Below are 13989 nucleotides of genomic sequence, written 5' to 3' on the forward strand. Positions count from 1 at the left end.
AATTAACTTTAAGCGAAAAATCATTATAGGTTTATTACATCATCACAAATGGCAATTGTATCCATTTCAACTAAAACATTTTTTGGTAAAGTTTTTACAGCAACTGTACTTCGTGCAGGCTTATGATCACCAAAATACTCACCATAGATAACATTTACAATACCAAAATCTTCCATGTTTTCTAAATAAATTGTAACTTTTAAAACTTTTTCTAAAGAACTATTTGCTTCTGCCAATACATTTTGCAGATTTGTTAAAACTTGATGTGTTTGCTTTTTTATATCTCTCTCAACTAACTCACCTTCAGGAGTAAGAGCAATTTGACCAGAAGTATAAACTAATCCATTATATTTAACTGCTTGAGAATAAGGTCCTATTGCAGCTGGTGCACTTTCTGTTTTAATTATTTCCATTATATTTCCTTGATTTTTTGTAATTTTACTTTAAAAAAAGTTTTATCACTATTAAATTTATAAATTATAAGTTATTAATTTACCTTTTTTTAACATTGATATATTATCTCTTATTTTTCGTATCAAAGAACTTTTTTCATTAAAAGTATAATTCTTATCATATAAAACTTCATTTAATTTATTTGTATAGAATTTTCCTAATAAAATCAATAACTCTGCATTTAATCTTTCATCATCATAATCTTCTAATCTCTCATTTAGAAGTACTGAATTTAATCTTTCATCATCTATATTTGCTAATAATATTTCAAACTCATTTTTATGATAATCAAACATAGATGCATCTATTATATCTAACACACTTGATAATCTTTTTTTATCATTTAAAATTGCTTTTATAATACAAAGTTCACCTATATCTACCTTTGATAGTTGTACATTATTATTTCTATTTATTGTACTCTTAGTTATTTTTATTAAATTCTCTCTGATATTTAACTTTTGAGCAATATATCTTGAGTATTCATCATGATATATTGCATTTAAAGTATTTAAAAACTCATTTACTTCCTGCAAAGCTTTTTGTTTATTTTGTGGATCACTTAAATCAAATTGTGAGATAATATGATCAATGGCAAAAGGTATAAAAGGTTTTGGTTTAGAAAATATTTTGTTTAGTTCTTCAACTTTTCCATCTTTTACCATATCTGCGGGGTCAAAGCCTTTTTCAAAAATAATAACTCCACCTTCAAAGTCATTGTGTGCCATTAGAAGTGAAGCTTTAAAAGCAGCATTTAGTCCTGCATTATCTCCATCATAGGCCACAATTACACGCGGTTCTCCTCTTTTTAATATGGGTAAGTGATCTTTTGTTAGTGCAGTTCCCAAGGTTGCAACTGCATTGTCAAAACCTGCTTGATGTAACATTATTACATCCAAATAACCTTCTGTGATTATTATCTCTTTTTTCTTATAGATTTTCTCTTTTGAAAGATTGTAACCATATAAAAGTCTTGATTTATTGAAGATTTTAGTTTGAGGCGAATTTACATATTTTGCATTGTGTCCAGTGATTGTTCGACCACCAAAACCAACTAAGCCCCCATTTAATGAATAAATAGGAAAAGTAATTCTTTCTATAAATCTTGCATATAAACCATTTGCCCCTGTATCAATAATCCCTAATTCTTTTGCATCATTAAGATTTAAAAAATTTGATTTTAAATAATTTATAGTCTCACCTGAACTTGGAGCATAACCTATTTCAAACTTTTCTATTGAAGATTCGTAAATCCCCCTGCTTTTTATATACTCTTTTGCAGTATCATTAGTTACAAAATTTTTCTTATAATATTTATTAATCTCTTCAATTGCTTTTGTATCTTGTTTTTTCTGATTTGTGTCATCATAAACTAAAGTAAAATTATTCATACTAGCTAATTTTTCAATAGCTTCTGGATATGAAAGTTTTTCATACTCCATAACAAACTTAATGGAATCACCACCTGCTCCACACCCAAAACAATGATATATCTGCTTAGCTGGACTAACGACAAAAGAAGGAGTACTTTCTCCATGAAAAGGACAACACGCTTTAAAATTAGCACCTGATTTTTTTAATTGTAAGAATTGTGAGATTGTATCAACTATGTCAATATTGTTTTTTAAATTTTCTATAGAATCTTTGTTTATCATAAAAAAGATTATACAATTTAATCTCTTTAATTAAACAATTTAGATTTTTATATGTTCAATTATGATAATATTAATATCAAAATAAAAACAAGGTTTAATAATTGCAATCAGCATTTGAGTATAGGGATCCACTTTTTGGAATCTTAGTACTTCTATTACTTATATTCGTAATTTCATTTTTAACTTATACTTTTGGTGTTTATAAAGAAAAACTTGCCAGAAAAGAGTACAGAAAACTTCTTAAGCGTTTTGAATTGGGAAAGCTAAAAGAAGAGGATTATGTACACCTATATAAAACTTATAATTTACCTTTTGATTCTATTTTACTTTTAGCATCTACTTTTTTACATAAAGGTGATTATACAAAAGCTATTAGTGTTTATTTAGCGCTTTTAGAGCATGTAAAAGATAGAGTAAAAAAAGAAGAACTCCTTGAACTTTTGGGATCTACTTACTTTAAAGGTGGTTTTTTACAAAGGTCAAGGGAGATATTTTTAAAGATTTTAAAATTTTCTCCAAGAAATAATGAAGCACTAAAATATTTACTCTTGATTAATGAAAGACTAAAAGAGTATGACAAAGCTATTGATGTTTTAAATTCATTAGAAGAAATAGATGTAGATACAGTAAGAGATAGAATTTATATAGAAACACTAATAATACTAAATGATCCAATTATTTCATTTGACAAAAAAACAGAAAAACTTTATAGCTTTTTTAAATTAAATAAAATCATTGAAAGAATGTTCTTAGAGTATTTATTACAATTCAATAAGGAATTCTTTTGGGAAAATATTGATAAGTTTGATTTAACAAAAATTATTGATTTGCTTTGGTACTTAGATTTTAATGATATAGATTTTGATAAAGTTGATAGTAATGAAGTATTAAAAGAGTTATATAATGCAAAAGGTTATCTAAATAATTTAGAAAAAAGTGAAGATTTTAGTTTTCAAATTTTGATGTTAATAAAAAGAAATAATGCTGACATAAATGCTGATTTAAATTTTGACTTTTTATGTACAACTTGTAAAAAAACTCTTCCAATATATTCTACAAGATGTCCACATTGTCACAATACCTTAACATTTAAAGTAAAACATAGTTTAATCAAGGGAATAAGTGAAAAAAATCAATCTTTACAGTGATGGTTCATCTTTAGGCAATCCAGGTCCGGGTGGATATGGAACAATTTTAGAGTTTAATGGAAAACAAAAAGAGCTAAGTGGTGGTGAAGATAATACTACAAATAATAGAATGGAATTAAAAGGTGTTATTGAAGGATTAAAAGCTTTAAAAGAGCCTTGTGATGTACATATTACTTCTGATTCTACTTATGTAGTAAAAGGAATAAATGAATGGTTAAGTTCATGGATTAAAAATGATTGGAAATCATCAACAAAAAAACCTGTAAAAAATGATGATTTATGGAAAGAGTACGTAGAAGTATCAAAAAGTCACAAAATTTTAGCTTCATGGGTAAAAGGTCATGCAGGACATGAAGAAAATGAAAGATGTGATATACTTGCAAAAGATTTTGCACAAAATATAAAGGAAAAAAATGAGTGATTATGCAAATTTAGAAAAGTGCCTGGATTATCAGTTTAAAAATAAAGATCTGATAGTCGAAGCACTTACCCACAAAAGTTTTAAGAAACCGTACAATAATGAACGACTAGAATTTTTAGGTGATGCAGTTTTAAACTTAATAGTTGGTGAGTATTTATACAAAAAGTTTCCCGAATCAAATGAGGGAGATTTATCAAAAATAAGAGCATCTTTAGTAAATGAAACTGGCTTTACTAAATTAGCAAATGAGATAAAACTTGGTGATTATATCTATTTATCAATAGCAGAAGAGAGAAATAAAGGAAGAACAAAAGCTTCTATTTTATCCGATGCCTTTGAATCAATAATGGGTGCTATTTATTTAGAATCTGGATTAGAAGTTTTAAAACCTATAATTCTAAATTTATTAGAAAAATCATATGATAAGATAAATTTAGATGTACTATTTAGTGACTACAAAACAGCTCTTCAAGAGATAACACAAGCTGAATTTGGCTCAATTCCAGAATATAAAATTGAAGGTTCTTATGGACCTGATCATAAAAAAGAATTTGAAGTCTCAATTTGGATAAATAACCAATGTTATGGACAAGCTATAGGGAAAAGTAAAAAATTAGCACAACAATCTGTTGCTAAAATTGCTTTAGATAAATTAAAAGGTTAATAAAAGAATGAATAGTTTTGGGCAGAAGTTTAGATTTTCAACATTTGGAGAAAGTCATGGAAATGCACTAGGTTGCATTGTTGATGGAGTTCCTGCAGGAATAAAAATCGATGAGAAATTTATACAAGCAGAGATGGATAGAAGAAGACCTGGTAAAAATGAATTTGCCACAGCAAGAAAAGAAGGTGATAAAGTAGAAATACTTTCAGGAGTATTTGAAGGTACAACAACAGGTTCACCTATTGCAATGGTTATATTCAATGAAAACCAAAAAAGTAAAGACTATACAAATATAAAAGACCTTTTTAGACCAGGACATGCAGACTTTACATATTTTCATAAATATGGACTAAGAGATTATAGAGGTGGTGGAAGAAGTAGTGCAAGAGAAACAGCTGCAAGAGTAGCAGCAGGAGCTATTGCTAAACTTCTTATTGCAGAAGTTGGTATTGAGATAAGAAGTGGAATCTTTGCAATTGATGGAATTGAAAGTTCTAGTTTTGATTTTGATTATGCAAAAACTTCTGCAATATATTCACTAGATAAAAATAAAGAAGAGTTTCAAAAAGAAGCAATTTTAGCTGCTAAAAACTCACATAATAGTGTGGGTGGAGTGGCTTTAGTAAATGTAAAAAATGCACCAATTGGTTTAGGTGAACCTCTATATTATAGACTAGATGCTCAAATTGCAGCTGCTATGATGGGAATCAATGCAGTTAAAGCTGTAGAAATTGGTGATGGAATAGAAGCTAGTAAAGTAAAAGGTTATGATAACAATGACCAAATAGACAAAAATGGATTTAAAACAAATCACTCAGGTGGAATATTAGGTGGAATATCAAATGGTGATGATATCAATGTAAAAGTATACTTTAAAGCAACACCATCGGTGTTTATCAAACAAGAGAGTATTGATATTCATAATAATGAAGTTTCATGTGAATTAAAAGGGAGACATGATCCTTGTGTTGCTGTTAGAGGTTCAATTGTTGCTGAGTCTATGATGGCAATAGTTATTGCTGATATGTTACTTTTAAACATGAGTAGCAATATAAATAACATTAAAAAGATATATGGTTAAAAGATATTAAAGCAAAGATTATGTAATATTTACTTGATTTTTACTTTGGTTAAGTTGAAAGATCGAAAGCTGGTTTATTCCAGCTTTTTTTTTGATTTATTTTTATTGATTTTAAATTGAAAAATTTTGTAAAAACCGAAAAAAGAATTAAAATATATTAAAATGGTTTTTACAAAATGAAGGGGCGCTTATTAAACTTATTCCTCGAAGGGGGGGAAGGGAACAAGAATAATAATGTATGTTTTAAGTTAGATTTCAAATAGATAACAAAGGAGTAAAAGATTTTAAATACTGTAAAAATATTTAGATAAATTTTACTTTCTAACGTTAATGAACATATGACAGGAATTATAACAGCATTTTGAACATATGTCAAGTATATTATGGTAGAATGTTAAATAAATTAAGGTAATCAATGGCAAGAGACAAATTAAAACGGAAATTAGAACTTGTACCAGTATGCAAATACTTTGGTCCAAAAGATATTGAAGCAAAAGAAGACATAGTATTATTACACGAAGAATTAGAGGCTATACACTTAATGGACTCATTTTGTATGTACCAAGAAGATGCAGCAAAAAAAATGAATGTATCAAGAGCAACCTTTGCAAGGATAGTTAAAAGTGCTAGAAAAAAAATCTCACTAGCATTAGTTACTGGAAGTAATATTAAAGTTCATGAAATAAATAATGAATTTCATTTAGCAGTTTGTTCTAATTCAAATACACAAATAGATTATGCAGATGAAAATGCACAATATATTTGGATATATTTTATTAAAGATTATAAACTGAAATCTCAAAATTGCATAATAAATCCAGTCTATAACAATGAAGATGAGATAGCATGTAATTTACTCCCTGACCTTTTACATGACTATGGAGTAAACTACTTTTTAATTAAAGATATTGATTATGATTTAAAAATTTCACTTATTGCAAAAGGTGTTTATCCTATTTTACAAGACTGTGTTGACGTAGATTCTATGATAGGTATTTTTCAATAGAACTACTTTTTTAATTCAAATTTCAACTCTTCTAATCTTGCAATTCTATCCTCTGTTGTAGGATGAGTTCTAAATAGATTGCCGAATTTTATATCTCTTGTTGAAAATGGATTTACAATAAACATGTGAGCTGTCTCTTCCGTGGCATCTCGCATCTGCCCTCTTTTTGCATAACTTTCAAGTTTTGATAAAGCACTTTGTAATCCAGCTGGATTATTTGTAAGTCTTGCAGATCCTTCATCTGCTAAAAATTCCCTACTTCTACTTACTGTCATTTGTATAATAGATGCAGCTATTGGTAAAACAATAGCCATTAAAAGCATAACAATGGGATGAACTCCTTGTCTATTGTTATTTCCACCAAAGATAGATGAAAACTGCATAAAATTTGCAATCATAGCAATAGCTCCTGCAAATACTGCAGCAATAGTACCTATTAATATATCATAATGCCTTATATGAGATAATTCATGGGCAATAACTCCCTCTATCTCTTCATCATTTAACAAATCAACTAAACCTTGTGTAACAGCCACTGCTGAGTTTTCATAGTTTCTACCCGTTGCAAAAGCATTTGGTACATTATCCACTACCAAATACACTTTTGGCATAGGAAGATTTGCTTTATATGCAAGATTTTCAACTATTTTATAAATATGATTTCTTCTATCTTCAATTAGAACTGCATTATAGTGATTTAACACTTGTTTATCAGAGTAATAGTATGCATAAAAATTCATTCCAGCAGCTATTAGAAATGCTATTAAGGCACCATTTGCTCCCCCAAATGAAAAACCAATAAAAACAAATAATACAGTTAACAGTGTCAAAAAAAAGATTGTCTTTACTTGTTCCATATTTTTCTCCTTGATAAATTATTAAGTGTATTCTATAACAATTTTTCAAATAAAAAATTTAAAAAATAAATTATTCATTTTATTTTCTTTCTAGGTAAATTTACTTAAAATAATCTATTTATTAAAATTGGAAAAAGAAATGAAAACACTATATATAATGAGACATGCACATAAAGATTTGCCTTTAGAAAATGAAGATGATTATGATATTAAATTATCTAAAGATGGAGAAAAAGAAGCACAAATAATTGGCAAAAAACTAAAACAATTGGGTGTAAAGCTAGATTTAATAACAGCTAGCCCATCTGAGCGTACAAAACAAACAGCAGAAATAATCTCAGAAATTCTAAAATATGATAAAGCCATAATGTATAATGGTACTATTTACAATGCCTTTGTAAATGAGCTAGTAGAGATGTTATCTTATACTTATGATACAGCTGATAATTTACTATTGGTAGGTCATAACCCAGCCCTTACTGCACTTGGGATAACATTAGACGTTTATAGGGAGAAAATCAAACCAGCAGAAGTTTTAAAAGTAGAATTTGATACAAATTCTTGGTTAGATATAGGAAAAGAAAATGCAAGGTTTATCTGGATAGAAAAACCTTAATAAATCAAAACTCTAAAAGCTGACCAGCTAAGTTTCCACTTGAAAAAGACCACTGGAGGTTATACCCTCCACAAGGTCCATCTAAATCTACAACTTCACCACAAAAATAAAGACCTTTTATAATCTTACTTTGCATAGTTTTTGGATTTATCTCTTTTAAACTTACTCCACCTCGTGTTATCATAGCTTGTTTAAATCCCACATGATCTATTATAGTCAAAGGAGTAGCAACAAGATATTTTATAAGTTTGTCTCTATTTTGTCCATTTATATCTTTAAACTTTTTACTTGTATCCACATCACACAAAATACAAAATTCATTTGCAACAGACAGGGGAACTAGTGAAGAAATATTTTCTAAAATAGTTGAATCAACATTAGCTTTAATCTCATTATTTATATGTGCCCTAACCTCTTCTTCATTTTTTCCTCTAATCATATTTATTAAAATAGGAACTTCTCCATATTTTTCCAAATAAGGAGTAATCTCCCTAGAAAAGTCTAAAACAACTGGACCTCTAATTCCTTTAGAAGTAAAAATCAAATCACCTACAGCTTTTAGTTTTTTTGCCTTTGGTAAATCAATTCGAAGTTCAGCTTTTGCAATAGTATCAGCCTTACAAGAGGCTACCCATTTCTCTTTTGAAATAAGTGGTAACATTGCTGGATATAAATCAGTAACCTTGTGACCTAACTTTTTTGCAAAAGTAAAACCATCACCATTTGCTCCAAGCATTGGATAACCCAATCCCCCAGTTGCAACAACAACATTAGGACTTAAAAACTTCTCAACTAAAGTCTCAACACCAACAATAGTTTCATCTTCATATAATAAAGTCTCAGCCTTTGTATTACACTTAACTTCCACACCTACACGAATGAGTTCATCTTCCAAAGCTTTTATAATAGTTGAAGAACTATGAGTGATAGGGAAAACCCTAAAACCATCGGGAATATGAGTCTCAACCCCAATCTCTTTAAAAAAATTCATCAAATCTTTATAATCAAAGGAATTAATAGCCTCCACCATAAAACGACCATTACGACCAAAAGAGTTCATAAAATCAATATTATCAAGAGTATTTGTAAGATTACAACGACCACCACCCGTAGCTTTTAGTTTAGGCCCTAGCTTTTCTTGCTGTTCAAGTAATAACACGCTCTTACCAGTTCTAGCAGCTTTTATACCAGCAATCATCCCAGCAGCACCAGAACCTATTACTATCAAATCATAAGTTTTCATTTATTTCCTATCATTTCTTTTACACAAAAATAGCCATAGAGGTATAGATTTTTAGTGCAATTCAAGGCAGAGTAATTTTTTTACGATTGAGCGTACAACTAGTACGTGATTGAGTAAAAAAATTACTCTAACGCAGAAGTGTGCAAAAAGCTATGCCTCACTTACCTAAGCAGAAAGCTCCAAACATCACATCCAACATCTGGTCATTCTCATATGGTCTTGTTATTAATGAAATATTCTCTATAGCTTCATGTATATTGTGAGCAAAAAATTCTAATTCACCAGTCATTAATGGAGTTTTTGCTTCTTGTACATGGTATAAAGTTTGCTCTACTGCATCTACTTGTCTTTTTGAGATCAAAGTCATATTATCATCATGGGAATTGTTATCTAAAATTGTTTCTATTTTTTTTACTAATATACTAATACTGTTTTTTGTACTTAATTCTATGTATTCATTTTTTAATTGTGTTTTATCAAATTTTGATTCTAAGTCAATTTTATTTAATACTACTATTTTTTCTTTATTTTCTATCTCATCTAAAATATTTAAAATCTTTTTATCTTCATTATCACAGACTTTTGAATTATCAAATAGTGAGATAATAATATCAGCTTCATTTACAGCACTTAAAGACTTTTCTATTCCAATTCTCTCAATAGTATCACTAGCTTCTCTAATACCTGCTGTATCAACTATTTTTATAATATGCGTACCAATTTTAACAGACTCTTCTATAGTATCTCTTGTGGTTCCTGCAATATCACTAATAATCGCCCTATCAAAATTTAAAAGTTTATTTAAAAGTGAAGATTTCCCAACATTTGGTTTTCCTATAATTGCTACTTTGAAACCTTCGATTAGACCTTCTCTTCTTTTACTTGATTCTAACGTTTCAGATAATTTAACTACTATTTTTTCTATTTTCTTTTCTATTTGCTCAAAAATATCAGCTGGCAAATCATCTTCAGCATAATCAATACTAACTTCAGTGTAAGCTAACATAAAAAGTAGATCTTCTCTAATATCATTTACGAAATTAGTTAGTTCACCTTTTAGTTGTCGTGCTAATAATTTAACAGCATCTTCACTTCTAGCTTCTATAAGTTTTGCTATTGCTTCTGCTTTTGAAAGGTCAATTTTATTATTTAAAAAAGCTCTTTTTGAAAATTCACCTGGATTTGCTAATCTTGCACCTAATTTTATAAGTTCATTTAAAATTATGTTTGAAATAGCGATTCCACCATGACATTGAAACTCGACAATATCTTCACCTGTAAAAGAGTTTGGATTTTTAAAATAAATTAAAAGTGCTTCATCTATAATTTCATCTTCACTATTGTATATACTAGATAGGGTTGCTAATCTTGGATTTAAATTAGTTCTTTTTGAAAGAGTTAAGGCAAGTGGCAACGCATCTTTACCACTTAATCTTATAATTGAGATTGAGCCAATTCCATTGGCTGTTGCAATTGCTGCAATTGTATCAAATGAGTCCATTATTTATTGATTACTTCTATACTCATTTACTAATACATATTTGTCACCTCTTACATTTGTTTTAACCGCAACATATTTATTAGGGAACTCTTCTCTTAATCTTTTAAGAGCAATATGTACTAAAATACCATCTAATGGTTTAGTTTTATATGTACCAGTTTCTTTTATAGTTTCAATAACGGGAGATAGATAATTATAAATTGCTTCTTCTTGATTCTTCAAAAATTCTGCAACTTCAAGTCTTAACATTAAACCATATTTTTCATTTATCCAATTAAATAAAATATAAGATAAGGCTTTATATCTATAACCTTCTTTACCTATTAATAAAGCTGAATCTTTTCCATTAAATTCGATGTATAAAGTTTCTTCATCATAAAAATCAACTTCAATTTCATCTATTTCATAACAAGTATTTTGAAATAAAGTATTCACATCTTTTTTAACTTCTAAGATAATTTCTTCTTTATCTTTTTTTATAACTATTTTAGATATCTCATCTTTTTGATTAACTTCTGTATAAAAGTTATTAAATATCTGTTCTTTACCTTCTACATTAGGAACTTTAGAAGTTGGGATTCTTTCTGTTTTTATTTCATTTGTATTGCTATTAGCAATTTTTTCTGATAAATCTTCAATATTTATATTATTTTTTCTATATTTTGTTTCTTTATATTTTCTATTGTCTTTTTTTTGTTTTCTTTTTAACTGAGCTGTTATAATTGCAGTTTTTTTCCCAATGCCAAGAAAACCTTTACTTGGCTGTTGGGTTATTACTATTTCTAAATCTATTATGGAACAATTAAATTCATTTGATGCTATTTCATATACTTCTTCTAATGTTTTTGCTTCAAATTTTTTCATATTTATTTCCTATTTTTTAGATGCTTTTTTCTCTTCTATTTCAACTAACTTCTTTTTTTCAAACATTTTATTAATAAAGAATTGTTGACAAATTGTAAATAAGTTATTTATAAACCAATAAAGTGTTAACCCTGCTGGGAACCACAAGAAGAAGAATGTAAATACTACTGGTAAAAATTGGAAAATTTTCTTTTGTGTCTCATCTTGCATTGTATTTGGAGTAAGTTTTTGTTGTATAAACATTGAAATACCCATTAAAATTGGTAACACATAATATGGATCCATTAAAGCTAAATCGTGAATCCAAAGAATCCATGGAGAACCTTTTAACTCAATTGCATTTAAAATAACTCTATAAAGAGCAAAAAACACTGGAATTTGTAGAATCAAAGGTAAACATCCACCCATTGGATTTGCACCATGTTTTTTATATAATTCCATCATATGAGCTGATTGTTTTTGCTTATCACCCTTATATTTCTCTTGAAGTTCTTTAATCTTTGGAGCTAAATCTTTTAGCTTCTGCATTGACATCATACCTTTGTATGATAAAGGGAAAAGAATAAGTTTGATTATAATTGTAGCAAATACAATTGTCCAACCCCAGTTACCCACATAACTTTGAAGAAATTGTAAAAATAAAAACATAGGGTTTGCGATAAATGTAAACCAACCATATTCAATAACACCTGTTAATTGAGGATTTAAAGCTTTAAGTGCTTTATGCTCTTTTGGTCCGATATATCCACTAAAATCAACAGAAGCATTTTCAGAGTGAACAAAACCTTGTGGATTTGAATCTTTGTCTGGCATAAGAGAAACTTGCATTGTTTTTTTGAAATTATATACAACAGTAGTATAATATCTATCAAAGAAACTTAGAAATTTAACTGCTTGATAAGTTTTAGTTTTATCATTTTTACCATCAACTGTTACATCTAAAGTATTGTCAGCTAACTTTACAATTGCACCATGATCAGCATACATATCAGCTAATACATTTGGTCTATAACCTGGAGTAATAAAAAATTGTTTGTTATTAGTAGCTTTTACATCTAAATCATAATGACCATCAGTGTAAATAGTTAATATTTTAGTTAAAACTGTCTCTTTTAATGTTTGAGTAATAATAAGTTTTTGTGTTTGTTTTGTAGCATCAATAACTGGTGAGTTAACAGTAACTTCTACATTAAAAGCTTCATTATTAATATTTTTATCTGCAAATCTTACTTCTAAAGGTCTTAATTGATTTGGTTCAAAAAGTTTTATATGAGAATTATCTTCATTTATATATTGTCTCTCTAAAAGAGTAACTTGAGCGATTCTACCTAATTTATCAATTTGAATGATATTTTTATCAGTAGTAATAGTTGAAACTATATCATTTGTTGCAATTGTTTTTGATGATATAGCATCAGCAACATTTGAAGGTGTTGACATGTTGGAAACTGGAGCAGATGCAGGATTTGTGCTGTCTTGTGCCACTTGTGGAGCATTATTTGCGTTTACTACTTTCTCTTGTGCTATTTTAGCAGCTTGTGCCTCTTTTTGAGGCTTTAAAACCAAAAACTCATAAGCAACAAAAAATACAAAAACAATTAATGTCATGATTAACATTCGCTTTTGCATACCCTGATTATTATTTAAATTATTCATTATTCTTATTTCTCTCCCAATTCTTTACTACAAAGTATTTATTATCTTCAGTTGGTACAAACCAATATATTACTTTGATTTTTTTATGTATGATACTTTTATTCGGGATTTTATTGACTATTGGATAATCAATTCCACCTCTAAAAAGTTGGTTACATTTTAATATCCGTGTTATTGTAAAATAAATAGCCTTAAAAAAAGAGTTATTTTCCATTTGCCATACTCCATATTCGGAACAAGTTGGATAAAATCTACAACTTGGAGAGGTATAACGAGAAATAAATTTTTGATAAAACTTAATTAGATATTTAAATATAAAGTTCATTTGTATAAATTTAGTCGTTTAAATGCAAAATTAAAATCTTTTTGTAACTCAGTATGTGATTTATTAAATAATTCATCTTTTGCTACAAAAACATATTTACCAGTAATAATTTTATTTTCATTTTCTAAAACTATAGCTCGTAATCTTCTTCTTGCTTTATTTCTAAAAACAGCATTTCCTACTTTTTTAGAAGTAACAAAACCTATTTCTAACTTTTCACTAGACCTAAAAAAAGCGACAAAAGATGGCGTGTGCCATTTTTTGCCGCTTTGATAGATTTGTCTAAAATCTCTTGAGCTATTTAGTCTGTATTCTTTGCTTAAACAGCTAATCTTTTTCTACCTTTTGCTCTTCTTCTTGCAATAACTTTTCTACCATTTTTTGTAGACATTCTTACTCTAAAACCGTGAGTTCTCTTTTTTGGCGTGTTATGCGGTTGGTATGTTCTTTTCATAGTGTCATTCCCTTTTTAAAATTCAAGTTGCGGATTATAGTTAAA

16 protein-coding genes are annotated in these 13989 nt (G+C 28.4%); 6 read left to right on the forward strand and 10 right to left on the reverse strand.

Annotated features, from left to right (window positions below):
- Positions 1-23 precede the first annotated feature (23 nt).
- Together ACNI3D_RS12190 and dnaG are read right to left on the reverse strand one after the other, a co-directional pair.
- Entirely contained in the window at positions 24-413 is a 390-nt protein-coding gene (locus ACNI3D_RS12190; protein WP_309109224.1) for a RidA family protein, read from the reverse strand.
- 57 nt (positions 414-470) lie between these two features.
- A complete protein-coding gene (dnaG, locus tag ACNI3D_RS12195) occupies positions 471-2108 on the reverse strand; it encodes a DNA primase (RefSeq protein ID WP_129101572.1) in 1638 nt (545 codons plus the stop codon).
- 101 nt (positions 2109-2209) lie between these two features.
- Here dnaG and ACNI3D_RS12200 point away from each other — a divergent pair, with 101 nt between their 5' ends.
- The 5 genes from ACNI3D_RS12200 to ACNI3D_RS12220 all read left to right on the forward strand — a co-directional run bounded on the left by ACNI3D_RS12200 (position 2210) and on the right by ACNI3D_RS12220 (position 6428).
- Positions 2210-3256, forward strand: coding sequence for a tetratricopeptide repeat protein (locus tag ACNI3D_RS12200; RefSeq protein ID WP_129101573.1), 1047 nt, complete (start codon positions 2210-2212; stop codon positions 3254-3256).
- The gene (gene rnhA / locus ACNI3D_RS12205; protein ID WP_129101574.1) at positions 3231-3677 is read left to right on the forward strand and encodes a ribonuclease HI; all 447 of its coding nucleotides are present in this window, start codon (positions 3231-3233) and stop codon (positions 3675-3677) included. The genes ACNI3D_RS12200 and rnhA overlap by 26 nt, the downstream gene beginning before the upstream one ends.
- The gene (gene rnc, locus ACNI3D_RS12210; protein ID WP_129101575.1) at positions 3670-4341 is read left to right on the forward strand and encodes a ribonuclease III; all 672 of its coding nucleotides are present in this window, start codon (positions 3670-3672) and stop codon (positions 4339-4341) included. The genes rnhA and rnc overlap by 8 nt, the downstream gene beginning before the upstream one ends.
- Before the next feature lie 7 nt (positions 4342-4348).
- Entirely contained in the window at positions 4349-5422 is a 1074-nt protein-coding gene (aroC, locus tag ACNI3D_RS12215; protein WP_419767192.1) for a chorismate synthase, read from the forward strand.
- Positions 5423-5837: 415 nt separating this feature from the next.
- Positions 5838-6428 carry a DUF134 domain-containing protein gene (locus ACNI3D_RS12220; RefSeq protein ID WP_129101581.1) on the forward strand — a complete coding sequence of 197 codons (591 nt, stop codon included), beginning with the start codon at positions 5838-5840 and terminating at the stop codon, positions 6426-6428.
- Positions 6429-6430: 2 nt separating this feature from the next.
- On the opposite strand, the gene htpX is transcribed toward ACNI3D_RS12220, so the two are convergent.
- Positions 6431-7285 (reverse strand): zinc metalloprotease HtpX, encoded by an 855-nt coding sequence (gene htpX / locus ACNI3D_RS12225; protein ID WP_419767193.1) that lies wholly within the window; start codon positions 7283-7285, stop codon positions 6431-6433.
- A gap of 139 nt (positions 7286-7424) precedes the next feature.
- On the opposite strand from htpX, the gene ACNI3D_RS12230 reads away from it, so the two are divergent.
- Positions 7425-7901 (forward strand): SixA phosphatase family protein, encoded by a 477-nt coding sequence (locus ACNI3D_RS12230; protein WP_419767194.1) that lies wholly within the window; start codon positions 7425-7427, stop codon positions 7899-7901.
- 4 nt (positions 7902-7905) lie between these two features.
- Here the strand turns inward: ACNI3D_RS12230 and ACNI3D_RS12235 are convergent, their stop codons facing one another.
- From ACNI3D_RS12235 to rpmH, 7 genes are all read right to left on the reverse strand, one after another.
- On the reverse strand, positions 7906-9144 hold the full coding sequence (locus tag ACNI3D_RS12235) for a BaiN/RdsA family NAD(P)/FAD-dependent oxidoreductase (RefSeq protein WP_419767195.1): 1239 nt from the start codon (positions 9142-9144) through the stop codon (positions 7906-7908).
- 157 nt (positions 9145-9301) lie between these two features.
- Positions 9302-10645, reverse strand: a complete 1344-nt coding sequence (gene mnmE, locus ACNI3D_RS12240; RefSeq protein ID WP_419767196.1) for a tRNA uridine-5-carboxymethylaminomethyl(34) synthesis GTPase MnmE — start codon at positions 10643-10645, stop codon at positions 9302-9304.
- Between the two features lie 3 nt (positions 10646-10648).
- Positions 10649-11509, reverse strand: a complete 861-nt coding sequence (locus ACNI3D_RS12245; RefSeq protein ID WP_419767197.1) for a Jag N-terminal domain-containing protein — start codon at positions 11507-11509, stop codon at positions 10649-10651.
- 9 nt (positions 11510-11518) lie between these two features.
- Positions 11519-13165, reverse strand: a complete 1647-nt coding sequence (gene yidC / locus ACNI3D_RS12250) for a membrane protein insertase YidC (RefSeq protein ID WP_129101588.1) — start codon at positions 13163-13165, stop codon at positions 11519-11521.
- Positions 13158-13490, reverse strand: coding sequence for a membrane protein insertion efficiency factor YidD (yidD, locus tag ACNI3D_RS12255; RefSeq protein ID WP_419767198.1), 333 nt, complete (start codon positions 13488-13490; stop codon positions 13158-13160). The genes yidC and yidD overlap by 8 nt, the downstream gene beginning before the upstream one ends.
- Positions 13487-13822, reverse strand: a complete 336-nt coding sequence (gene rnpA / locus ACNI3D_RS12260; RefSeq protein ID WP_129101598.1) for a ribonuclease P protein component — start codon at positions 13820-13822, stop codon at positions 13487-13489. The genes yidD and rnpA overlap by 4 nt, the downstream gene beginning before the upstream one ends.
- Positions 13810-13944, reverse strand: a complete 135-nt coding sequence (gene rpmH / locus ACNI3D_RS12265; RefSeq protein WP_013136169.1) for a 50S ribosomal protein L34 — start codon at positions 13942-13944, stop codon at positions 13810-13812. The genes rnpA and rpmH overlap by 13 nt, the downstream gene beginning before the upstream one ends.
- Between the last annotated feature and the right edge of the window lie 45 nt (positions 13945-13989).

The sequence above is a fragment of the Arcobacter siniprincipis (SeqCode) genome, assembly GCF_048571125.1.
GTDB lineage: Bacteria > Campylobacterota > Campylobacteria > Campylobacterales > Arcobacteraceae > Arcobacter > Arcobacter siniprincipis.